We start from the raw sequence: 22,860 nt of genomic DNA, 5'->3' as shown, positions 1-22,860 counted from the left end.
TAACGTTCCCCTATCGCAAAAGACAGACCTACCATTCTACAACCATTTCCGTTAACGCCCGTGAAACCCGGCCGGATCCGGTTTTGCCCTCCTGGGCTTGGCGGCCTTGTACTGGGAGACGGTGGGGTCGCCGGTGATCCAGAAGCGCCAGGAGTACTGGTCCGTTCCACCTGCACCGGACACTCCCACGCGAGGGCCTGAACTCACCGGCTGGCCGGGGCGGGGCGGAAGCACCAGCCCGAAAGGCGGCGCCAGTGCATCGCGGCCGCTGTCCGCCGTCGTCATCCCCATGGCTTTGGCCAGCCGCGCGGGACCCCTTGCCAGGTCGGCAGGATCCTTGGACGTGGGGCGCCGGCGCCGGGCAAGGTCCACGCCGTCCACGATCTCCCCGGCCCGCAGCAGGAGGGCGGAAGCCGTTCCTTCCGGTCCGCACACAAGGTTGGTGCAGTGATGCATCCCGTAGGTGAAGTAGACATACAGGTGCCCCGCCGGGCCAAACATGGGTGCGTTGCGAGGCGTGGGGCCCCGGTAGGTGTGCGAGCCGGGGTCCGGGTGGAGCGAATCCTCGGGCCCGAGGTAGGCCTCCACTTCGGTGAGCCGGACGGACACCACGCCTTCCCGGGACTCGTGCGTCAGCACCGCCCCCAGCAGCAGGGGCGCCAACTGGCGGGCATCTCCGGAAAGGAAATCCCGCAGCGATGTGCCGGTCAGCGGATTTCTGCTCATGGCCAGACTCTATCCAAAGCCGGCGGCCAATACGGATCATTTTTGGTACGGGCAGGGGAAACGGCCCTGTCCGATTTCCGCTAGCCCGGACCCAGTGCGGCTGGCAGGATGGAGGAATGGACTTCTGGCAGCGCTACCGGGCAATCGATGCCAGGGACACCCGGTTCGACGGGCAGTTCTACACTGCCGTCCGGACCACGGGCATTTACTGCCGCCCGTCGTGCCCGGCCCGGACACCAAAGCCGGCCAACGTTACGTTCTACGAGACCTCCGCAGCGGCCCACGACGCCGGCTACCGGGCCTGCAAGCGCTGCCTTCCGGAGGCTGTTCCAGGGACACCGGCCTGGAACGTTCGCCAGGATGTTGCCGGGCGCGCCATGCGGCTCATCAACGACGGCGTGATCAACAGGGACGGCGTGGAGGGCCTGGCAGCCCGCCTGGGCTATTCGTCCCGCCAGCTCAACCGCATCCTCAGCCAGGAACTGGGGGCGGGGCCGCTGTCGCTGGCCCGGGCCGGGCGGGCGCAAACCGCCCGCACCCTGCTGGTGTCCACTTCCATGAAGCTAGCGGACATCGCCTTCGCGGCCGGCTTCAGCAGCGTCCGCCAGTTCAACGACACCATGCTGGAGGTCTTCGACATGACCCCCACTGCCCTGCGCGCGGCGCGGCATCCGAAGGCCCCCGCCGGCTCCACCGCCATCACCCTCCGCCTCCCCTACCGGGAACCCTTCGACCCCGGGATTTTTACGTTCCTTGCCGTTCGCGCCCTCCCCGGAATCGAAACCGGCACCGCGGCGTCCTACGCCCGCACGCTGCGGCTTCCGCACGGGGACGCGAGGTTCCGGGTGGATTACGACGACGGCGCTCCCGGGCGGCCGCTGACCCTCACCATCGGCGCGGTGGACCTCCGCGACCTGCCGGCCCTGCTGAGCCGCGTCCGGAGGCTGTTCGACCTGGACGCGGATCCGGTTGCCATCGACAGCGCGCTGGCCGGGGACGGCCGGCTGGCGGCCGCGGTGGCGAGCGCCCCGGGGATCAGGATGCCCGGAGCGATGGATCCCGCGGAAATGCTGGTCCGCGCGATGATTGGGCAGCAGGTCACCGTGGCTGCGGCGCGGACCGCACTCACTCAGCTGGCCGCCGTCGGACGCCCCAGCCAAAGCCCCGGCGAAGGCCTTGACCGCATGTTCCCCACCGCAGCGGAGATCGCCGCGGACGGCCACGCCCTCCTGCGCGGGCCCCGGAAGCGAACCGAGGCACTCCGGGCAGCCGCTTCCGCGTTGGCGGAAGGTAGGCTCGATTTCGGCTACGGCGACGACCTGGCCAGCCTTGGCGCGAAGCTGCTGCCGCTGGCGGGGGTTGGACCATGGACGGTGGGCTACCTCGCCATGCGGGTGCTCGGCGCCCCGGACATATTCCTTGCCAACGATGCGGCGGTGCGGAACGGAATCAAGGCGCTGAGCGGTGTGGCGGATGCGGAACCCGATTTCCACGGTGCTGCGGCCCCAAGCGCTGGCTTCCATGACGTCAGCCCGTGGCGCTCCTATGCCACCATGCACCTGTGGCGGGCGGCGGCGCGCCCTGCCGCGGCAGTCAACAGCACAACAGGCACCGGCACAACAGAGAAGGCGAACCGATGAAGGCCCAGTTGCTCCAGATGTCCACCCCGGACGGACCGTTCACCATCCTTGCCCGGGACGGCGTGGTCCTTTCCAGCGGCTGGACCGGCAATCCCGGCGACCTGACCGGCCAGGTCCACCCTTCCCTGCGGCCGGCCTCGATTGAGCTGGTCACCAGCCTGGGGGAAATCTCGGCTGCCGTGGAGGCGTTTTATGCGGGCGATCCGGCGCCGGCCATGCGGGTGCCCGTGCGGCAGAAGTCCGGGCCGTTCCGTGCCCACGCGTGGGATGTGCTCCGGCTGGTGCAGCCTGGTTCCCCGGTAACGTACACCGAGTACGCCGGGCTGGCCGGCAACCCCAAAGCTGTCCGGGCGGCCGCCAGCGCCTGTGCCTTCAATGCGGCTGCCCTGTTTGTGCCCTGCCACCGCGTGATCCGCACGGACGGTTCACTGGGCGGCTTCCGGTGGGGACTGCCCATCAAACAGAGCCTGCTGGCGCGCGAAGCCGCCTGAATCACTTGGGCGCGGGCGTTCCCGCCGGCCATGGCAGCAGCGTCGGCAGGTCCACGCCGTCGGCCGCTGCAGAAGCGCGCAGGCTCCCCAACGTGGGTTCGCGGCCGGCCAGCCACGCGGCGATATCAGTGACCATGCCGCTGACCACGGTGGACCGGTTGCCGCTGCCGACAGTCACGGGCGGCAGGCCAAGCGGCTGCAGCACCAGTTTCTCCCCTGGCGGGACGCGGGCTGCGAGGAAATCGAACAGGTGCTCGCAAAACGGCCGGCTCCAGGTTTCCGGTCCCCTGCCGGTCAGGAGGTCGGAGTCATGGATGACGAGCTCGCGCCACAGGGCCAGGCCTCCGTCCAGGACCACTCCACCCCGATAGGAGATGGGCGCCCACCAGCCGGTGCGGTTGGCCGACGAGTCCTTGATGCCCGGCAGCGCATCGAACGCGCGCAGGACCCGCTCCAGGGCCTCGGCCAGGTCCGCCCTGTGGGTGGCGGCGTCGTGGCCGGCCGCCATGCCGATCGCCCTGTTCCGGCCGTCCATGCCGCCGTCGTAGAGCTCGATGGTTTCCCCCCGGGCGGCGTACTCGAGCTGCCGGGCCATGGCGTTGGAGATCCCCGTGAGATGCGCAAGGACGTGTCCCCGCGTCCAGCCGGGCAGGGCGGAGGGAGCCTTCACGTCGTCGTCGGTGAGCTTGGCGGCGTCGGAGGTGACGTCGTCGGCAGCTGCGTGAAGCCCGGTGAGCAGGAGGTCGGGTTCGGGAGCGGTCATGCCGCCCAGCCTAGTCCAGCCGTGCGCCGTCCGCGCCCAGGCGGTGGCGGATATGGGCGCCGTCGTGGCTGGCCTGCCAGAACTCGATCTCCTCCGGGCGGATGGCATAGAGCTGCCAGTCAGGGTTTTCGCTGCCGTCAGCACGCGGCCGTTCAGCCCAATCCCTGGACGAAGCTTCCGCGGATAATTCCGTCACCGGACCCAGCACACGGACCTGCCGGCCCAGCGATGGCCAGTAGAAGTTCAGGGCGGCGTAGGGGTTGGCGCCCAGTTCCCTGCCCTTGCGCGAGGTGCGGGACGTGGCGAAGTGCCAGCCGTCGTCGTCGATGTTCTTCAGGATCAGCATCCTCGACGACGGTTGCTGCCCACCGCCGGAACCGCGGCCAACGGTGGCCAGGCTGCAGGCATGGGGCTGGGGTTCCCCTGCCGCCAGGGCCTCGTCCAACCACTGCTTAAAGAGCAGGACCGGGTCCTGCGGCGACTTGTCAGGGTCGAAGCCGGGCAAGTCGGATGGAAAGTCGGGCAGGGTGCGAAGGAACTTCCGGAAGGTTTCGCTCATTGCGCCATGGTAGCGGTGAGTCCTCCGCGTGAACCCCCGACGCTCTCTCACTTGATGCTTGAAAATCGCCAAGGCTCTCTCACTTTCTTAGGGAAAGTGAGAGAGCCTTGGCAGAAACGGCGCGTTAAGTGAGAGAGCGTTCTAGCCGGCGTACTCCCGGACGCCGGCAAGTTCGGCTTCCAGCGCAGCGAGCTGGCGTTCGACGGCGGCCGGCGCCGTTCCGCCCTGCGAGTTGCGGCTGTTCAGGGAACCTTCCGTGGACAGGACCGTGCGGACCTCCGGCGTCAGGTGCTCCGAGATGGCCGCGTACTCTTCGTCCGTCAGGTCCCACAGCTCCACGCCGCGGGATTCCGCCTGCTTGACGGCCGCGCCCGAGAGTTCATGCGCCTCGCGGAACGGCACGCCTTGGCGGACCAGCCATTCGGCGATGTCCGTGGCCAGCGCGAAGCCCTGGGGTGCCAGGGACTCCATCCGTTCGGTGTTGAACTTCAGCGTCGCGATCATGCCGGAGACGGCCGGGAGCAGCAGCTCCAGGGTGTCGGCGGCGTCGAACACCGGTTCCTTGTCCTCCTGCAGGTCGCGGTTGTACGCCAGCGGCAGGCCCTTGAGCGTGGCCAGCAGCCCGGTGAGGTTGCCGATCAGCCGGCCGGCCTTGCCGCGGGCCAGCTCCGCCACATCCGGGTTCTTCTTCTGGGGCATGATCGAGGAACCGGTGGAGTAGGAATCGTGCAGGGTCACAAAGGAGAACTCCTTCGTGGCCCAGAAGATGACCTCCTCCGAAATCCTGGACAGGTCCACGCCGATCATCGAGCACACCCAGGCAAACTCGGCGAAGACGTCGCGGGACGCGGTGCCGTCGATCGAGTTGTGCGTGGCGGAGAAGAAGCCCAGGTCCGCCGCCACGGCCTCCGGGTCCAGGCCTAGCGAGGAACCCGCCAGGGCACCCGACCCGTAGGGCGAAACGCCGGCGCGCTTGTCCCAGTCCTGGAGCCGCTGCACATCGCGCAGCAGCGCCCAGGCATGGGCCAGCAGGTGGTGGCTGAGCAGCACCGGCTGGGCGTGCTGCAGGTGGGTGCGGCCCGGCATGGCCACACCATGGTGGGCCTTGGCCTGTTCCACCAGCGCGTCCACTGTGGCCAGCACGCCCCGTGCGATGATCCTGGCGTGGTCACGCAGGAACATGCGGCCCAGCGTGGCCACCTGGTCATTGCGCGAGCGGCCGGCGCGGAGCTTGCCGCCCAGCTGGGTCCCGGCACGCTCAATGAGTCCGCGCTCCAGCGAGCCGTGCACGTCCTCGTCGGACTCCGCGGGCAGGTAGGCGCCGGACGCAATGTCCTCATCCAGCTGCGACAGGGCAGCCAGCATGCCGTCCAGTTCGGCAGCATCCAGCAGCCCGGCCTTGTGCAGGACGCGGGCGTGCGCCTTGGACCCGGCGATGTCGTAGCGGGCCAGCCGCCAGTCGAAATGCGTGGACTTGCTCAGTGCTGCCAGGGCGTCCGCGGGGCCGCCGGCGAACCGGCCGCCCCACAGAGCGCCTTCATTTGTTGCCGAGACCATTTACTTTCCCGCGACCCGGATGTCGCGGCCGGAGGCAACCTTGGCGGACATGCCCCACAGCTCGATGAAGCCGCGTGCCATGGACTGGTCGAAGGTGTCGCCGGTGTCGTAGGTGGCGAGGTTGAAGTCGTAAAGCGAGGTGTCGGAGCGGCGGCCGTTGACGATGGCCTGGCCGCCGTGCAGGGTCATCCGGATGTCGCCGGAGACGTACTTCTGGGTGTCCTCGATGAAGGCGTCCAGGGAGCGCTTCAGCGGGGAGAACCACTGGCCGTCGTAGACAAGTTCGGCCCAGCGCTGGCCAACGGTGGCCTTGAAGCGGGCCTGCTCGCGCTCGATGGTGATGTCCTCGAGGTGCTTGTGCGCGGTGATCAGCGCCATGGCGCCCGGGGCCTCGTAGATTTCACGGGACTTGATGCCCACCAGGCGGTCTTCGACGACGTCGATCCGGCCCACGCCCTGGGCGCCGGCGCGGCGGTTGAGTTCCTTGATGGCCTGCAGCGGGGTGACCTTGACGCCGTCGATCGCCACCGGCACGCCGGCTTCGAAGGAGATGGTGACTTCATCCGGTGCCGGCGGGAATTCCGGGGTGGCGGTGTAGTCGTAGATGTCCTTGGTGGGGGCGTTCCAGATGTCCTCGAGGTAGCCGGTTTCGACGGCGCGGCCCCAGACGTTCTGGTCGATCGAGTACGGGTTCTTCTTGGTGGTCTCGATGGGCAGGCCCTTTTCCTCGGCGAATGCGATGGCCTTGTCGCGGGTTAGGGCGAGGTCGCGGACCGGGGCGATGCACTTCAGGTCCGGGCCGAGGGTCTGGATGCCCACTTCGAAGCGGACCTGGTCGTTGCCCTTGCCGGTGCAGCCGTGGGCAACGGTGGTGGCGCCGAATTCACGGGCCGCCTTGACCAGGTGCTTGACGATCACCGGGCGGGAGATGGCGGAAACCAGGGGGTAGTGGCCCTGGTAGAGGGCGTTGGCCTTCAGCGTGGGGACGCAGTACTCGTTGGCGAACTCGTCAGAGGCGTCGGCCACGTAGGCTTCGACGGCGCCGCAGCCGAGGGCACGCTGGCGGATGGTCTCCAGGGACTCGCCGCCCTGTCCGACGTCGACCGCCACGGCGATGACCTCGGCGCCGGTGGCTTCGCCGATCCAGCCGATGGCTACTGAGGTGTCCAGGCCGCCTGAGTAGGCCAGCACGATGCGTTCAGTCACTTGGATGCTCCTTGGGATTGGGGGGTTGTAGATGTTGTCTTCAAGCTTATTGCCCGGCTTCTTCAGCCAGTTGCAGGAACCTGGCGGCGAGGTCCTGGCCGCCCTGCGGATCCCGGGAAACCAGCAGCACGGTGTCATCCCCGGCGATGGTCCCCAGGATGGACGGCATCACCGAGTGGTCGATGGCCAGGGCCAGGAAGTTGGCGGCGCCCGGCGGAGTACGGAGCACGGCGATGTTGGCTGAGGCCTCCGCGGTGACCAGCAGTTCGCTGCAGAGCCGGGCCAGCCGGGCGTCCAGGATCTCCTGGCTCACCCCGCTTTTTGCGGCCCGCTCGCCGCCCTCGCCGGGGACCGCATACACCAGCACGCCCTCCTTGCCGCGCACCCGGACCGCGCCGAGTTCCACCAGGTCCCGCGACAGCGTCGCCTGGGTGACCTGCACGCCGTCGTCCGCCAGCAGGGCTGCCAGCTCCGCCTGGGAGCGCACCGATTCACCCGTCAGGATGGCCGCGATCCGGGCCTGGCGGGCCGTCTTAGTGGCCGGGCTGGAGCCCGGCGACGCCGGTTGGGCAGACACTAGAACGTGCTCTCCCCGGTGCCTTCAACCGGAGCGAGGCCGTCCACGAACGCCAGGCCGGAGCGGTGCATCAGCCACGCCATCAGGGCCTTCTGGGCGTGCAGCCTGTTTTCGGCCTCGTCCCAGACGATGGACTGGGGCCCGTCGATGACGCCGGCAGAGATTTCGTAACCGCGGTACGCGGGGAGGCAGTGAAGCACGACGGCGTCTTCCGCAGCACGTGCCATGGCCGCCTCATCGACGGAGTACTCCCGGAACAGCTGGAGCCGGGCTTCCTTTTCGGCTTCCTGGCCCATGGACACCCACGTGTCCGTTGCCACGACGTCGGCCCCTTTCAAGGCCTCCGCCGCGTCAGTCGTGACCAGCACCGAACCGCCGGTCTCCGCGGCGCGTTCCTCCGCGGCTGCCACGATGTCCGCCGCGGGGAGGTAGCCCTCGGGCCCGGCAATCCGGACATGCATCCCGGCCGTCACCCCGGCCAGCAGGTAGGAGTTCGCCATGTTGTTGGCGGCATCCCCGAGGTAGCTCATGGTGAGCCCCTTGAGTTCGCCCTTGTGCTCCTTCACGGCCAGCAGGTCCGCGAGCAGCTGGCACGGGTGGTAGTCATCGCACAGGGCGTTGATGACCGGCACCCTGGAGTTTTCGGCCATGGCCACCAGGCCGGCGTGGGCGCCGGTCCGCCACACAATGGTGGACACCATGCGTTCCAGGACCTTGGCGGTGTCCTCCACCGATTCCTTGTGGCCGATCTGCGCCTCGCCCGGGTTGATGATCAGCGCGTTGCCGCCCATGTCCGCGATGCCGGTGGCGAACGACACCCGGGTCCGGGTGGAGGTCTTGTCGAAGATCACGGCGACGGTCTTGCGGCCGCTGCCCTCGGCAGCGAACGGCTGGACGCTGTACGGGGCGGCCTTCATGCGCATGGCGAGGTCCAGGACCTCTGCCTGCTCGGCAGGGCTGAGGTCCGTGTCCTTGAGGAAGTGCCGGGTGGTGCCGGTGGCTGGTGTCACTGGGCGTCCTTAGCTGCTTGGAGGATGGCCGGGAAGGCGGCCAGGAAAGTGTCTGCCTGCGCTGCCGTGAGGACCAGCGGCGGCGCAAGGCGGATGGTCCGCGGACCCGGGCTGTTGACGATGAAGCCGGCGTCCAGGCCGGCCTGCACCACGGCCGGGGCCACGTCCGCGTCGAGGTCGAAGCCGATCAGCAGGCCTTCGCCCCGGACTTCGGTGACGCCCGGGATGGCCGCCAGCCCCGAACGCAGGTGCTCCCCTACCGAAGCCACGTTCGCCAGAATATCCTGGCTTTCGATCGCGTGGAGCGTGGCGAGGGCAGCTGCCGTGGCCACCGGGTTGCCGCCGAACGTGGTGCCGTGCTGGCCGGCGGACAGCAACGACGACGTATGGCTGCCGAAGGTGACCAGCGCACCGATCGGGAAGCCCCCGCCCAGCCCCTTGGCCAGGGTGATGGCGTCGGGCATGATGCCGGCGTCCTCGCTGGCAAGCCACTTGCCGGTGCGGCCAATGCCGGTCTGCACCTCGTCCAGGATCAGCAGTGTCCCTACCCTGGCAGTCAGCTCCCGCGCGGCCCGAAGGTACCCGGGCGGCAGGGGCCGGACGCCCGCCTCGCCCTGGATGGGCTCCAGGAAGACGGCGGCCACGGTTTCATCCACGGCGGCCTTGAGCGCCTCGGCGTTCCCGAACGGGATGTGCACCACGCCGCCGGGCAGCGGCTCGAACGGCTCGCGGTAGGCCTCCTTGGCGGTCAGGGCAAGCGCGCCCATGGTCCGGCCGTGGAAGGCGCCTTCGAGGGCGATGATCTTGGTCCGCTTGGCGCCGCTGCCACCCGTATTGCGGCGCGCCAGCTTGAAGGCCGCCTCGTTCGCCTCCGTGCCGGAGTTGGTGAAGAACACCTTGGAGCCGGCCGGCGCCTGGGTGAGGGCCAGGAGTTTTTCGGCCAGGGCGATCTGCGTGGGGCTGGTGAAGAAGTTGGAGACATGCCCGAGCGTGGCCAGCTGGCTGGAGATCACGGACGTGACGAACGGGTTCGCGTGGCCCAGGGCGTTGACCGCAATCCCGCCAAGGAGGTCGAGGTATTCCTTGCCGTCGGCATCCCAGACCAGGCAGCCGGCGCCGCGCACCAGCACACGCTGCGGGGTGCCGAACACGCCCATCAGGGAGGTGGAGTAGCGTTCCAGCCACTCGGCTCCGGCGTGGCCCGTGGTCTCCACGAGTTCTGTCACGGATGGCTTTTCCACCGAGTTCATGCGTTGATCTCCTCGTCCGGGACTACCTGGGTGCCAATGCCCGCCGTCGTGAATGTTTCAAGAAGCATGGAATGGGGCAGGCGCCCGTCCACGATGTGCGCGCGTTCCACACCCTCGTCAATGGCCTTCAGGCAGGCCGCCATCTTCGGGATCATGCCTGATTCGAGCCGCGGAAGCATGTCCCGCAGCTCCGAGGCCGTGAGGGAGGAAATGAGGGAGGACTTGTCCGGCCAGTTGGCGTACAGCCCTTCGACGTCGGTCAGGATCACCAGCTTGGAGGCGCCCAGCGCCGAGGCGACGGCCGCCGCGGCGGTGTCCGCGTTGACGTTGAGGACCTGGCCGGTGGGCTGGAAGCGGGCGGTGCCGGCCACGCCTTCTCCGCCGTCCACGATCTCCGGGGCAACTGTGGAGATCACCGGAATGCGGCCGGCGCCGAGGATGTCCTCGATGCCTGCGGGGTCGACGCCGACCACCTCGCCTACCAGCCCGAGGTCCACTTCTTCGCCGTCCACCACAGTGCCCGTCCGGACGGCGCGCAGCAGCCCGCCGTCTTCTCCGGACATGCCCACCGCGTAGGGGCCGTGCGAGTTGATCAGTCCCACCAGCTCACGCCCCACCTGGCCGGTGAGGACCATGCGGACAACGTCCATGGCCTCGGGCGTCGTGACCCGGAGGCCGCCCTTGAACTCAGACTCGATGCCGAGCCTGCCCAGCATCGAGTTGATCTGCGGACCGCCGCCGTGGACCACCACGGGGTGGATGCCCACGTGGTGGAGAAAGACGATGTCCTCGGCGAAGGCGCGGCGGAGATCATCGTTGACCATGGCGTTGCCGCCGTACTTGATCACCATGGTGGTGCCGGCGAAGCGCTGGATCCAGGGCAGGGCCTCGATCAGGGTTGCTGCCTTGTCCTGGGCGTCGGACATGCTGGTGGTTTCACGCGTCTGGGTGTTCATGCTGTCACTTTCCACAACGGTTTCTGCCGGGGACAGGCCCTAGCTGGAGTAGGCGCTGTTCTCGTGCACGTAGTCGTGGGTGAGGTCGTTGGTCCAGATGGTGGCCTCGGCGTCGCCGGCCTGCAGGTCAATGTCCACCCGCACTTCGCGTGGTTCCAGGTTCACGAGGCTCCGGTCGTCACCGATGCTGCCGTTCCGGCAGATCTGGACGCCGTTCATGGCCACGTTGAGCTGGTCAGGCTCGAATGCGGCGTCCGTGGTGCCGACCGCAGAGAGTACCCGGCCCCAGTTGGGGTCCTTGCCGAAGATGGCGGCCTTGAAGAGGTTGGAGCGGGCCACGGACCGGCTCACGGTTACGGCGTCGGCCTCGCTGGCGGCGTTGAAGGTCCGGATGGCGATGTCGTGGCTGGCGCCTTCGGCGTCCGCGATGAGCTTCCGGGCCAGTTCGGCGCAGACCTTGATCAGGCCTTCGCTGAACGCTTCGGCGGAAGGGACAGCACCGGAGGCGCCGGAGGCCAGCAGGACCACGGTGTCGTTGGTGGACATGCAGCCGTCCGAGTCTGCCCGGTCGAAGGTGACGCGTGTGGCATCGCGAAGGACGACGTCGAGCATGTCCGCATCCACCGCCGCGTCCGTGGTGAGCACCACCAGCATGGTGGCCAGGCCGGGAGCGAGCATGCCGGCGCCCTTGGCAATACCGCCAATGCTGAATTCCTGGCCGTCGGCGTCGCTTCCGATGAACAGTGCAGATTTCGGCACCGAGTCGGTGGTCATGATGGCCACGCCCGCCTCGGGCCCGCCATCGTCGTTCAAGGCCGCAGCTGCTGCCTCCACGCCGGGAAGGATCTTGTCCATGGGCAGCTGCTCGCCGATCAGGCCGGTGGAGCATACAAACACATCCGTGGCCGAGATACCCAGCACCTCAGCCACCTTTTCGGCTGTGCTGTGGGTGTTCTGGAAGCCGGTGGGCCCGGTGCAGGCGTTGGCGCCGCCGGAGTTGAGGATGACTGCGTCCACCCGGCCGTCGGAAACCACCTGGCGGGACCAGTGGACCGGGGCCGCAGCCACCCGGTTGCTGGTGAAGACCGCGGCGGCGGCCTTGGCGGGGCCGTCGTTGACCACAAGGGCAAGGTCCGGCTTGCCGGAAGCCTTAAGTCCTGCGGTGATGCCGGCAGCCCGGAATCCGGAAGGTGCGGTAATGGTCATGGAGCTACTCCCTGCAGGTCGAGGCCGGCGGTTTCCGGCAGGCCAAGCGCGATGTTCATGGACTGGACGGCGCCGCCGGCCGTTCCTTTGGTGAGGTTGTCGATAACGCAGGTAACGATCACCCGCCCGGCGCGGGCGTCGAAAGCCAGCTGCATGGCCGCGTGGTTGGACCCCTGCACTGACTTGGTGCCGGGCCACTGGCCCTCCGGCAGGACGTGCACAAAAGGTTCGTCGTCGTACGCGTCGATCCAGGCCTGGCGCAACTGTTCCGGCGTGGTACTGCGTAGTGCCTGCGGCTTTACCCTCGCCGTCGCCGTGGTGAGGATCCCGCGGCTCATCGGAGCCAGGGTGGGCGTGAAGGAGACGGTGACCTGCTCCCCCGCCGCAGTGGACAGGCCCTGTTCAATTTCGGGGGTGTGCCGGTGGCCGCCGCCCACGCCGTAGGGGCTCATGGAGCCCATCACTTCGGCACCGATCAGGTTCACTTTCGCTGCCTTCCCCGCACCGGAGGTACCGGACGCGGAAACGATCACGACGTCGTCGGGCTCCAGGAGATGCGCGGCGAACCCTGGCGTCAAGGCCAGCAGGGCCGACGTCGGGTAGCAGCCGGGCACGGCGATGCGGGTTGCGCCCTTCAGGGCCTCGCGCTGGCCGGGAAGTTCCGGCAGGCCGTACGGCCAGGTGCCCGCGTGGGCAGAGCCATAAAACTTCTCCCAGGCCGCGGGGTCCTCGAGGCGGTGGTCCGCCCCGGCGTCGATGACGATTGTCCCTTCCGGGAGCTGCGCCGCGATCTCCGCGGACGCACCGTGCGGCAGGGCAAGGAATACGACGTCGTGGCCGGCGAGGTTCTCCACGGTGGTGTCCTCGAGGATTCGGCTGGCAAGTCCGTGCAGGTGGGGCTGCAGCTCGCCGAGCCGGGAGCCGGCATTGCTGTGGGCCGTGATGGCCCCAATGGTGACATCCGGGTGTCCGGCGAGGAGGCGCAGGACTTCTCCACCGGCATAACCGCTGGCGCCTGACACTGCAACAGAAATAGTCATGGACTCCACCTTACAGCAAGAATATGCACTGGTCCCGATATTTATGCATCAGATCCTGGATGTTTGCCTCGGCACCGGGTTTCCCTTCGGTTTCCCTAGGATGGATCGTGCAGCCGGGGCTGGAAAGGCCAGGCCCGGGGAAGGAGAGCCATGACGCATGCAATCGTCGCACGGCAGGCAGGCGGCCCGGAAGTCCTCGAATACGCGGAGGTGGACCGGCCGGTCCCCGGCCCTGGCCAGTTGCTGCTCAAAGTGGGTGCGGTGGGAGTGAATTTCATCGACACCTACAAGCGCAGCGGCGCGTACAAGGTCCCGTACCCCTTCACGCCGGGTTCCGAAGCAGCGGGCACGGTTGCCGGACTGGGCGAAGGAGTGACGGGATTCGCCGAAGGAGACCGCGTGGCCACCGCCGAGGGCACCAGCTGCTACGCCGGCTACGCCGTGGTGGATGCAGACAAGGCCCTGCCAGTGCCCGAGGGACTCGACGACCTCACCGCCGCCGCCCTCCCGCTGCAGGGAATGACCGCCCACTTCCTGATCAACTCCACCTTCAAGGTGGAACCGGGGCACACTGTACTGCTCCACGCTGGCGCGGGCGGTGTTGGCCTGCTGATGATCCAGCTGCTCAAAGCCAAGGGCGCCACCGTGGTCACCACGGTGTCCACGGATGAAAAGGAGCGGCTCGCCCTCGACGCCGGCGCGGACCATGTGCTGCGCTACAGCGGATTTACCGACGCCGTCAGGGACCTCACCGGCGGCAGGGGCGCCGACGTCGTGTACGACGGCGTGGGAAAGGACACCTTCGACGGCTCGCTGGCCGCCCTGCGCATCAGGGGGACGCTGGTGCTTTTCGGCGCCGCCTCGGGTCCCGTTCCCCCGGTGGATCCGCAACGGCTCAACGCCGGCGGCTCGCTCTTCCTGACCCGGCCCACGATCGCGCACCACCTCCTGGACGCGGCGGAACGGCGCTGGCGCTCGGACGAAATCTTCGCCGCCGCCGCCGACGGCAGCCTGAAAGTGAGGGTGGGCGGAACCTATCCCCTGGCCGAGGCCGCCCAGGCGCACCGCGACCTTGAAGGGCGCCGCACCACCGGCAAGGTGGTCCTGGTTCCGTAGGTCGTCACTTGTCGGGGGCGCACATTAAGGAAGCACCATGAACACATGTCGAACACCGGGTGGACGGCAGGCAGACCAGGACACTTCCCGTTCATCTTGCCCCGGCACACTGCACAGGTGACCGAGCAACAGAGCGGCAGCCGGGCAGCCGACGGCTATGCCGCGGACCCAGCCCCGGAACGGGCCCCTGACAAGATCCGGGAGCAGGCCCGCCACCAGCCGCAGCTGGCCGGCGCCGCTGCCGCTCCCCCGGCACGGACGCTGGTGGACATCCTGCTGGAGACCGCGGAACGGTTTCCCGATGCCTCAGCCCTCGACGACGGCCGCAGGTCCCTGAGCTACGCCCAGCTGCTGGCGGAAGTACGCTCCGCCGGGCGGGCGATGCACCACGCCGGACTGGGCGCAGGCGACAGGATCGGCGTGCGGATCCCCTCCGGCACCAACAGGTTGTACGTTTCCATCCTTGCCATCCTGCTCATCGGCGCCGCCTACGTCCCCGTCGACGCGGACGATCCCGAAGAGCGCGCCAGGCTCGTCTTCGCTGAAGCCGGGGTAGCCGCCGTGGTCACGGAAAAGGGCATCACCCTCAACGGCAGCAGGCCCACGCCCCACCCCGCCGCCCGGACCGCGGATGTGGACGACGACGCCTGGGTGATCTTCACGTCCGGCTCAACCGGAACGCCGAAGGGCGTTGCCGTACGGCACCGTTCTGCTGCCGCCTTCGTTGACGCCGAAGCCCGGCTCTTCCTCACGGCGGAGCCGATCGGAACGGCAGACCGGGTGCTGGCGGGGCTGTCGGTGGCGTTCGACGCGTCCTGCGAGGAAATGTGGCTTGCCTGGCGGCACGGTGCCTGCCTGGTCCCCGCCCCCCGCGCCCTGGTGCGAACAGGGATGGACCTGGGCCCCTGGCTCATCAGCCACGGGATCACCGTTGTGTCCACGGTCCCCACCTTGGCAGCCCTCTGGCCCGCCGAAGCGCTCGAGAACGTCCGGTTGCTGATCTTCGGCGGGGAGGCATGCCCGCCGGAACTGGCGGAGCGGCTGGCCGTTGACGGCAGGGAAGTGTGGAACACGTATGGCCCCACCGAGGCCACCGTGGTGGCCTGCGCTGCACCGCTGGGCGGGCCGGGTCCGGTGCGGATCGGCCGTCCGCTGGATGGCTGGGACCTGGCTGTGGTGGACGAGGGCGGGATTCCCGTTCCCGAGGGAGGCGTTGGCGAACTCATCATCGGCGGCGTAGGGCTTGCCCGCTACCTTGACGCGGCCAAGGATGCCGACAAGTACGCGTCGTTTCCCACGCTCGGCTGGGACCGCGCCTACCGCTCGGGGGACCTCGTCCGCTACGAAGCCGAGGGCCTCATCTTCATGGGCCGTGCCGATGAGCAGGTCAAGCTGGGTGGCCGCAGGATCGAACTCGGCGAAGTCGACGCAGCCCTGCAGGCCCTGCCGGGCATCGCGGGCGCTGCTGCCGCCGTCCGGACGACGGCGGCGGGGAACCAGATCCTGGTGGGGTACCTTGCGCCGGCGGGACCTCCTGGGCCCGACCTGGCCGCCGCCCGCAAGCTCCTCGCTGACAGCCTTCCGGCTGCGCTGATTCCGCTGCTGGCCGTCGTCGACTCCCTGCCTACCAAGACCAGCGGCAAGGTGGACCGCCATGCCCTGCCCTGGCCGCTCACCGGCAGCGGAGCCGACGAAGCAGGCCAGGCCCCGCTGAACCTTCCCGATGACGCCCAGTGGATCGTCGAGCAGTGGGGCGCGGTCCTTGGCAGTAACGCAACCAGCCTCGACGCGGATTTCTTTGCGGCCGGGGGCGGGTCCCTTGCCGCCGCGCAGCTCGTCTCTGCGCTGCGCGTCCGCTACCCCACCATCACAGTGGCAGACATCTACGCGACGCCGCGCGTCGGGGCCCTGATCGATGTGGCCCGGCAGTCACTGCCGGACGGCACTCCCGCCGGCCCTGCCGAGGTCCGAACTGTCCGGCCCACGGCCCGGAAGTCGCAGGTTTTCCAGACGTTGATGGGCGTCCCGCTGCACATCCTCGTGGGCATGCGGTGGCTGACCTACCTGATGGCGGCCAATAACCTGCTGGCAGGACTGGCCGGCTTCACCGCCGCAGCCACGGTGTCCTGGTGGTGGGTGGGTGCGTCCTGGCTGGTGTTCGTCAGCCCTGCCGGTCGCATGCTCCTCTCCGTCGCAGCAGCCCGGATCCTGCTCCGGAACGTCAAGCCGGGCACCTATCCCAGATCGGGGAAAGTCCATCTCCGGCTCTGGCTGGCTGAGCAGATCCAGGACCTTGCGGGAGCGGTCAGCCTGGCGAGCGCACCCTGGGTGCCGTACTACGCCCGCGCCCTCGGCGCGAAGATCGGGAGCAACGTTAACCTGCACTCGCTGCCGCCGGTGACCGGGCTCCTGTCGCTGGGCACCGGAGCCAACGTGGAGCCCGAAGTCGACCTTTCGGGATGGTGGATCGACGGTGACAGCGTGCACATCGGAGCCATCCGGATCGGCGCAGGCGCCACCGTGGGGGCCCGGAGCACCCTGATGCCCGGCGCCAGCATCGGCGCCGGCGGCCAGGTGGAGCCCGGTTCGGCGGTCCTGGGCAAGGTCAAGGCGGGCCAGGTTGTGGCCGGCTCGCCGGCAGAACGCCGGGGCAAGGCGAAACAGAACTGGCCGGCCCAGCCGGACACCGGCGCCATGCTTGCCCGGCTCTGGTTTACCGCCTTCGCGGCCGCCAGCGCACTGCTGGCCATGATCCCCTACCTTTCCGCAGGCGCTGCCTGCCTGGTGGCCTTCCTGTTCATCAGGGGCCACAGCTCCCTGTCCGAGGCCTGGCTTCCCCTGCTGGGCTCCCTGCCCCTTGCCGCCCTGGCCTGGTTCACCGCCAACCTGCTGCTGGTCCTGGGAACCACCCGACTGCTCGGCCTGGGCCTGCGTGAAGGCTACTACCGCGTGCGGAGCCGGATCGGCTGGCAGATCTGGGCTACCGAGCGTGTGCTGGACCTGGCCCGGGACCTCCTGTTTCCCGTCTACGCCAGCCTCTTCACGCCCGTCTGGCTTCGCCTGCTGGGAGCAAAAGTCGGCAAGAACGTCGAGGCCTCCACCGTGCTGCTGGTTCCCAAGATGACCACCGTGGGAGAGGGCGCGTTCCTGGCGGATGACACGATGGTGGCCTCCTACGAGCTTGGCGGCGGCTGGTTGCGGATCGCCCCGGCCAAGATCGGCAAGCGCTCCTTCCTGGGCAACTCGGGCATGACGGGAGCCGGCCGTAATGTTCCCAAGAACTCGCTGGTGGCCGTGCTGTCCGCGACGCCGTCCAAGGCCAAGTCCGGAACCTCCTGGCTGGGCAGCCCTCCTGTCCGGCTGCGGCGCACGGCCATCGCCTCGGACAGTTCGCTCACCTACCGGCCGCCTCCCAGGCTGAAGCTGGCACGTGCGTTGTGGGAGGCCTGCCGGTTCGTTCCCGTGGCGCTCACTGTGGGCCTTGCCGCGGGCGTGCTGCTGGCCCTGGACTGGCTCGCCGCATCCTTCAACTACGCCGCGGCGGCCCTGCTGGGAGGCATAGTGATGCTGCTGGCCGGTGCCGTGGCCGCGGCCAGTGCCGTGGTTGCCAAATGGCTGCTCATCGGCCGTATCAGGGCCGGGGAACACCCGCTGTGGAGCTCGTTCATCTGGCGGAACGAAGTGGTGGATACGTTCATAGAAATGGTCAGCGCGCCGTGGTTCGCCCGGGCCGCCACCGGCACGCCGGCCCTTGTGTGGTGGTTGCGGGGACTGGGCGCCAGGATCGGCCCCGGAACATGGTGCGAGAGCTACTGGCTGCCGGAAGCCGACCTTGTCACCCTGGGAGCGAACTCCACGGTCAACCGCGGCTGCGTGGTGCAAACGCACCTGTTCCACGACCGCATCATGAGCATCGGCCCTGTTACGCTCGAAGACGGCGCAACGATGGGACCGCACGGTGTCATCCTCCCGCAGGCGCGCATCGGCCACGGCGGAACGGTGGGACCGGCTTCCCTGGTCATGCGCGGGGAAACGGTTCCGGCCGGAACCTACTGGATGGGCAACCCCGTCAGTCCATGGGCCGGCCCCGGCGTTCCTGCACCCCGCCCGAAGTAAGTACCCGCCACGTTTGTGATTGAGGCCCGCGTCCATGAGTCTTCCTGAACCAGCAACCTCCGGACCTGCCGCCGGGACAGCCATCCCGGGAGTGCTGTCCGACCCCTACATGCCGGGCCACGGTAGCGACTCGTACCGCGTGTCCCGCTACGAAGTGGACCTCGACTACCGGATGGCCGCCAACCGGCTCAGCGGCCGTGCCGTCATTCACGCCACGGCGGCCCGGCAGGCGTCCGCCGTCGTCCTGGACCTGGCAGGCCTTCGCGCCGTTAAGGTGCAGCTGAACGGGCGGCGCGTGCGGAGGTTCTCGCAGCGCGCTGAACAACTGGTGGTCCAGCTCGACGCCGGCCTCGCCGTCGGCGAAACGTTCACCCTGGACGTCCGTTATGAGGGCAATCCTGCGCCGCGCCGCGGGCTGTGGGGCGAGGTGGGCTGGGAGGAACTGACCGACGGCGTGCTGGTGGCTGGCCAGCCCAACGGCGCACCGTCCTGGTTTCCGTGCAACGACCATCCGCGGAGCAAGGCAAGCTACCGGATCACGGTAACTACCGACGCCAATTACCGTGCCGTCTGCAACGGCCGACTGGTAGGGCACAGCACCAGGGCCAGCCGGGAGACCTGGACCTACGAGCAGGAGGAGCCCATGGCCACCTACCTGGCCACGGTCCAGATCGGGCGGTATGAATCCCTGGTCCTTGACCCGGGTGACGCTCCGGGAGGCGTGCTCCAGACCGCGGCCGTCCCGCCCGCACTGGCAGGGGCTGCCCGCCAGGGGCTGCGCCTCCAGCCCGACATGATGCGCACCTTCGTCAGGTGCTTTGGTCCTTACCCATTTTCCGAGTACACGGTTGTGGTGGCCGACGATGTCCTGGAAATTCCGCTGGAAGCCCAGACCATGGCCATTCTGGGCCGCAACCACCTCAGCCTGGACTGGGATGCCCAGCGCCTGATCGCCCATGAACTCTCGCACCAGTGGTTCGGAAACTCCCTGACAGTCCGCGGGTGGCACGACATTTGGCTGCACGAGGGGTTTGCCTGCTACGCCGAATGGATCTGGTCCGAGGCGGCCGGAGTGATGACCGCCCAGGACAGGGCGGCCGCGGCCTGGCGCAGGCTTTCCGCCGCCGGGCAGGACCTGCTCATCGGCGACCCCGGACCGGCCCTGATGTTTGACGACCGTGTCTATAAGCGCGGGGCCTTGGCGCTGCACGCACTGCGCATGCATTGCGGGGACCTTGCGTTCTTCACCCTGTTGCAGGAATGGACCAGGACCCACCGCCACGGCTCGGTCTCAACGGCCGACTTCATCCTGATGGCGAACGGCGTAGCGGGCATCGACGCCGAAGCAGTGCTCCACCCCTGGCTCTTCGAGCTCGCGCTCCCGCCGTTGCCTGCCCCGCGAAGCCGGCGGGGTTAGCCCAAGGCGACGGCGGCGACCAGCGACGCCGGCAGCCCCGTAGCAGCAGACGGCAGGTCCTGTACTCCAGGTTCCTCCAACGCGGCTACCGTGCGGGGATCCACCCGAAGCCCCTCGCCGGTCATTTTGAGCCAGGCCTCCTTCCGGCTCCAGAGCCGGGCACGTTCGCGCAGGAGCGCCTTTCCTTCCAGCCCCGCGAGGGTGAGCTCCTCCGAGCGGGACAACGCCACGGCGTCGAACCCCTCGAAGCCGAGCCGTTCCGGATTTTCGGCGTCCACCCCCAGCCGTTCTCCCCTGCCCGGCGACGTAACCGCGGCGAGCAGCACCCAGTTGCCGGTCCTGGCCATGCTCAGCAACAGGGGCAAGCGCCGGCCCCGGTGCGTGAAGCCCGGCCGGCCGTGGGAGAGTCCGGGTCCGGAGCCGCATTGGGGACAGGAGTAGGAGGACCGCAGCTGCGATGCCGGCAGATCGAGCACGTCGCCCGCAAAACGGCGCAGCGCTGCCCTGCCGGCCAGGAAACGCTGCGCAGCAGCCGGCTCCAGGGCCGCGGCCCGCAGTTCCTCTGCACGTTCAGGGACGAACCCTTCCGGGCCGTCCTGATGCGCCTGCGGGCAGCGGACATCAGTTGTGATATCCACTGCCCGCAGGGCCAGCCTGGCGTCCATGGGACCTGGGTACTGCCCGCCTAGCGCTGGACTGCGCCGAAGCGCTCAGCGGCCAGTGCCACGGCGCTCTCGCGTGCGGCCGATGCCTCGTCCGCCGTCAGGGTGCGGTCGTCGGCACGGAAGCGGAGTCCGAAAGCCAGGGACTTCTTGCCTTCCTCGATCCCCTTGCCGGCGTACACGTCGAAGAGCGCAACGTCCTCCAGCAGTTCACCGGCACCCTCGCGGAGGGCGGCCAGTACGTCATCAGCCGGGATCCCGGCGGGAACCACCAGCGCCACGTCCTGGGTAGCCACCGGGAACGTGGAGATGTGCCGCGCCACGATGACATCAGGCGCGGCCTCGAACAGCGCGTCGGCGTTGAGCTCCAGTGCAACGGAGCGTGGAGGCATGTCGGAAGCCGCCAGCAGCTTGGGGTGCAGTTCTCCTGCATAGCCCACTACTTCGCCGGTGCGCAGGGACAACCGGGCGGCACGGCCCGGGTGGAACGCCTGGTGCGCACCCTGGCTGACCACAATGTCCACGCCCAGGACGTCCCCGGCGAGGCGGGCGATGTCCACGGCGTCCGCCCAGTCCCACGGCCGCGGCGTGTGGCCTGCGGCGGCGGGCGAATCATGGCCCGTGAGGACTGCGGCGAGGTGGAACGGCTGGGCGGGAACGCCGTCGTACAGCGCGTCCAGCACCTCATCGGCAGGCTTGGCACCGAGCGGCGGGATGGAGTCCGTGCCCATTACCTCTGCCGGCAGGAACACCAGGCCCGATTCGAAGAGTGCCAGGTCCCGGAATCCACGGGAGTGGTTCCGCTTTGCCACCTCAATCAGCCCGGGCAGGATGGAAGTGCGCAGGAAGCCCTGCTCCTCACTGATCGGGTTGGCCAGCTTGACCGCGGTCCGGACGGCCCCCTCTTCAGGCACGCCGAAGGTGTCATTGGACGCCTTGGACACGAAGGGGTAGGCCAGGACTTCGGTGAGGCCGGCATCAGCCAGCGCCTGGATAAGGCGGCGGCGCTGCTGCTGCACGCGCGTCAGGCCGCGGCCGGGAGGCGCCACAGGCAGCGTCGCGGGAATCTGGTCGTAACCCACCAGCCGGGCGATCTCCTCGGAGAGGTCCTCCTTGGTCTCCAGGTCGTGGCGCCAGCTGGGGGCCGTCACGGTCCAGCCGCCGTCGCTCTTCTCTACGGCCGCGCCCAGGTCCTCCAAGGAGGTGACAATCTGCTCTTCGGTGAAGTCGATGCCGATCCGTGCGGCCGCGAAGGCTGCCGGAAGTTCTATCGCCACGGAGTCAGGGGCGGTGCCGACGTCGGTTCCCGCCTCGTCTGCCGTGCCGCCTGCGAGTTCCACGAGGAGGTCTACCACCCGCTGGGCGGCGATGCCGGCCACCTGCCAGTCAACGCCGCGCTCGAAGCGCTTGGACGCTTCGGACGGCAGTTTGTGGCGACGGCGGGAACGGGAGATGGATACCTCGTCGAAGTGCGCCGCCTCCACCAGGATGTTCGTGGTGTCATCGGATACCTCGGTGTCGGCTCCGCCCATCACGCCGGCGATGCCGATGGCGCCGGAGTCATCGGTGATCAGCAGGTCCTCGGCGTCGAGGGTGCGTACCTTGCCATCGAGGGTGGTGATCTTCTCGCCGGCCGCGGCACGGCGCACCACAATGTCCCCGGACAGCTTGTCCAGGTCGTAGCAGTGCGTGGGCTGGCCGAGTTCCAGCATCACGTAGTTGGAGATGTCCACCGGCAGGGAGATGGAGCGGATGCCGGCCAGCCGGAGCCGGGACACCATCCACGGCGGGGTGGGCCTGGTGGCGTCGACGCCGCGGACGGTCCGTGCCACGAAGCGGTCGCAGCCGGCGTTCCCGTAGATGGGCGCGTCGTCGTTGAGCTTGACGCCATACCCGCCGGAGAGCTCCGCAGGAGCGTTGACGCGGGACGCGGGATCCGTGAAGGTGGTCCCCGTGGCGTGCGCGTATTCGCGGGCAACCCCGCGGATGGAGAAGGCGTAGCCGCGGTCCGGGGTGACATTGATTTCCGCGGCTTCGTCATAGAGGCCCAGCAGTTCCATGGCGTCGGTGCCCACCTCGGGGTCCAGTCCGATGCGGGACAGCACCAGGATGCCGTCGTGGTCCTCGCCGATGCCCAGTTCGCGGACGGAGGCGATCATGCCGGCGGAAAGGTGGCCGTAGGTCTTGCGCGCGGAGATGTGGAAATCGCCCGGCAGCACGGCGCCCGGCAACGTGACCACCACTTTGTCGCCCTCTACGAAGTTATGGGCGCCGCAGATGATGCCCTGCACGCCGGAGGGGTCGATGCCCTTGCCGGTGAGCGTCTGCTCCTGCCCCTCGGGGACAACGCGGACCTGGCACCAGTTGATGGTCTTGCCGTTGGTTTGCGGTTCTTTGACCAGGCTCAGGACCTGGCCCACCACGATCGGGCCCTTGAGGGTGTCCGTGGGACGGTGGACGTCCTCTTCCTCAAAGCCCACCTTGACCAGTTCGGCCATCACGTCTTCGGCCGTCGCTCCGGCCGGTACCTCCGCGAATTCACGCAGCCAGGAAATTGGGATACGCACT

General features: G+C 68.5%; 18 protein-coding genes. 5 read left to right on the top strand and 13 right to left on the bottom strand.

Features of this window, described 5'->3' with window-relative positions; translation table 11 throughout:
* Positions 1 to 51: 51 nt before the first annotated feature.
* Positions 52 to 726, bottom strand: coding sequence for a DNA-3-methyladenine glycosylase (locus SMD14_RS07715; protein WP_321215894.1), 675 nt, complete (start codon positions 724 to 726; stop codon positions 52 to 54).
* 116 nt (positions 727 to 842) lie between these two features.
* Between SMD14_RS07715 and SMD14_RS07710 the strand changes: the two genes are divergently transcribed.
* Together SMD14_RS07710 and SMD14_RS07705 are read left to right on the top strand one after the other, a co-directional pair.
* A complete protein-coding gene (locus SMD14_RS07710; protein WP_321215893.1) occupies positions 843 to 2,366 on the top strand; it encodes an AlkA N-terminal domain-containing protein in 1,524 nt (507 codons plus the stop codon).
* Complete coding sequence (locus SMD14_RS07705) at positions 2,363 to 2,857, top strand: methylated-DNA--[protein]-cysteine S-methyltransferase (RefSeq protein WP_157238552.1); 495 nt, start codon at positions 2,363 to 2,365, stop codon at positions 2,855 to 2,857. The genes SMD14_RS07710 and SMD14_RS07705 overlap by 4 nt, the downstream gene beginning before the upstream one ends.
* A gap of 1 nt (position 2,858) precedes the next feature.
* Here SMD14_RS07705 and SMD14_RS07700 read toward each other — a convergent pair whose 3' ends face one another.
* The 10 genes from SMD14_RS07700 to argC all read right to left on the bottom strand — a co-directional run bounded on the left by SMD14_RS07700 (position 2,859) and on the right by argC (position 12,981).
* Complete coding sequence (locus SMD14_RS07700) at positions 2,859 to 3,620, bottom strand: maleylpyruvate isomerase family mycothiol-dependent enzyme (protein WP_321215892.1); 762 nt, start codon at positions 3,618 to 3,620, stop codon at positions 2,859 to 2,861.
* 10 nt (positions 3,621 to 3,630) lie between these two features.
* Positions 3,631 to 4,179, bottom strand: a complete 549-nt coding sequence (locus SMD14_RS07695; RefSeq protein WP_157238554.1) for a pyridoxal 5'-phosphate synthase — start codon at positions 4,177 to 4,179, stop codon at positions 3,631 to 3,633.
* A 141-nt stretch (positions 4,180 to 4,320) separates the two neighbouring features.
* Positions 4,321 to 5,736, bottom strand: coding sequence for an argininosuccinate lyase (argH, locus tag SMD14_RS07690; RefSeq protein ID WP_157238555.1), 1,416 nt, complete (start codon positions 5,734 to 5,736; stop codon positions 4,321 to 4,323).
* Complete coding sequence (locus SMD14_RS07685) at positions 5,737 to 6,942, bottom strand: argininosuccinate synthase (protein ID WP_009359388.1); 1,206 nt, start codon at positions 6,940 to 6,942, stop codon at positions 5,737 to 5,739.
* A gap of 46 nt (positions 6,943 to 6,988) precedes the next feature.
* Complete coding sequence (locus SMD14_RS07680; protein WP_104997445.1) at positions 6,989 to 7,519, bottom strand: arginine repressor; 531 nt, start codon at positions 7,517 to 7,519, stop codon at positions 6,989 to 6,991.
* Positions 7,519 to 8,529 (bottom strand): ornithine carbamoyltransferase, encoded by a 1,011-nt coding sequence (gene argF / locus SMD14_RS07675; RefSeq protein ID WP_321215891.1) that lies wholly within the window; start codon positions 8,527 to 8,529, stop codon positions 7,519 to 7,521. Before argF ends, SMD14_RS07680 begins: the two co-directional genes overlap by 1 nt.
* A complete protein-coding gene (locus SMD14_RS07670; RefSeq protein WP_321215890.1) occupies positions 8,526 to 9,779 on the bottom strand; it encodes an acetylornithine transaminase in 1,254 nt (417 codons plus the stop codon). The genes argF and SMD14_RS07670 overlap by 4 nt, the downstream gene beginning before the upstream one ends.
* On the bottom strand, positions 9,776 to 10,735 hold the full coding sequence (gene argB / locus SMD14_RS07665; protein ID WP_104999686.1) for an acetylglutamate kinase: 960 nt from the start codon (positions 10,733 to 10,735) through the stop codon (positions 9,776 to 9,778). Before argB ends, SMD14_RS07670 begins: the two co-directional genes overlap by 4 nt.
* A gap of 39 nt (positions 10,736 to 10,774) precedes the next feature.
* A complete protein-coding gene (gene argJ, locus SMD14_RS07660) occupies positions 10,775 to 11,941 on the bottom strand; it encodes a bifunctional glutamate N-acetyltransferase/amino-acid acetyltransferase ArgJ (protein WP_157238558.1) in 1,167 nt (388 codons plus the stop codon).
* Positions 11,938 to 12,981 (bottom strand): N-acetyl-gamma-glutamyl-phosphate reductase, encoded by a 1,044-nt coding sequence (gene argC / locus SMD14_RS07655; RefSeq protein ID WP_321215889.1) that lies wholly within the window; start codon positions 12,979 to 12,981, stop codon positions 11,938 to 11,940. The genes argJ and argC overlap by 4 nt, the downstream gene beginning before the upstream one ends.
* Before the next feature lie 150 nt (positions 12,982 to 13,131).
* On the opposite strand from argC, the gene SMD14_RS07650 reads away from it, so the two are divergent.
* From SMD14_RS07650 to SMD14_RS07640, 3 genes are all read left to right on the top strand, one after another.
* Entirely contained in the window at positions 13,132 to 14,097 is a 966-nt protein-coding gene (locus SMD14_RS07650; protein ID WP_321215888.1) for a quinone oxidoreductase, read from the top strand.
* Between the two features lie 195 nt (positions 14,098 to 14,292).
* Positions 14,293 to 18,213: a Pls/PosA family non-ribosomal peptide synthetase gene (locus tag SMD14_RS07645; protein WP_321216238.1), complete on the top strand. Its 3,921-nt coding sequence runs from the start codon at positions 14,293 to 14,295 to the stop codon at positions 18,211 to 18,213.
* Positions 18,214 to 18,247: 34 nt separating this feature from the next.
* Positions 18,248 to 19,630, top strand: coding sequence for a M1 family metallopeptidase (locus SMD14_RS07640; protein WP_321215887.1), 1,383 nt, complete (start codon positions 18,248 to 18,250; stop codon positions 19,628 to 19,630).
* Here SMD14_RS07640 and SMD14_RS07635 read toward each other — a convergent pair.
* Both SMD14_RS07635 and pheT read right to left on the bottom strand, forming a co-directional pair.
* Positions 19,627 to 20,295, bottom strand: coding sequence for a 4'-phosphopantetheinyl transferase superfamily protein (locus SMD14_RS07635; RefSeq protein WP_321215886.1), 669 nt, complete (start codon positions 20,293 to 20,295; stop codon positions 19,627 to 19,629). The two genes, SMD14_RS07640 and SMD14_RS07635, sit on opposite strands and share 4 nt — an antisense overlap.
* A gap of 20 nt (positions 20,296 to 20,315) precedes the next feature.
* A complete protein-coding gene (gene pheT / locus SMD14_RS07630; protein WP_321215885.1) occupies positions 20,316 to 22,859 on the bottom strand; it encodes a phenylalanine--tRNA ligase subunit beta in 2,544 nt (847 codons plus the stop codon).
* Position 22,860 lies beyond the last annotated feature (1 nt).

It is taken from the genome of Pseudarthrobacter oxydans, from assembly GCF_034258515.1.
Taxonomy (GTDB): Bacteria; Actinomycetota; Actinomycetes; order Actinomycetales; family Micrococcaceae; genus Arthrobacter.
Note: the sequence above shows the minus strand (reverse complement) of the source record. Positions and strands in the feature narration are given on the sequence as shown.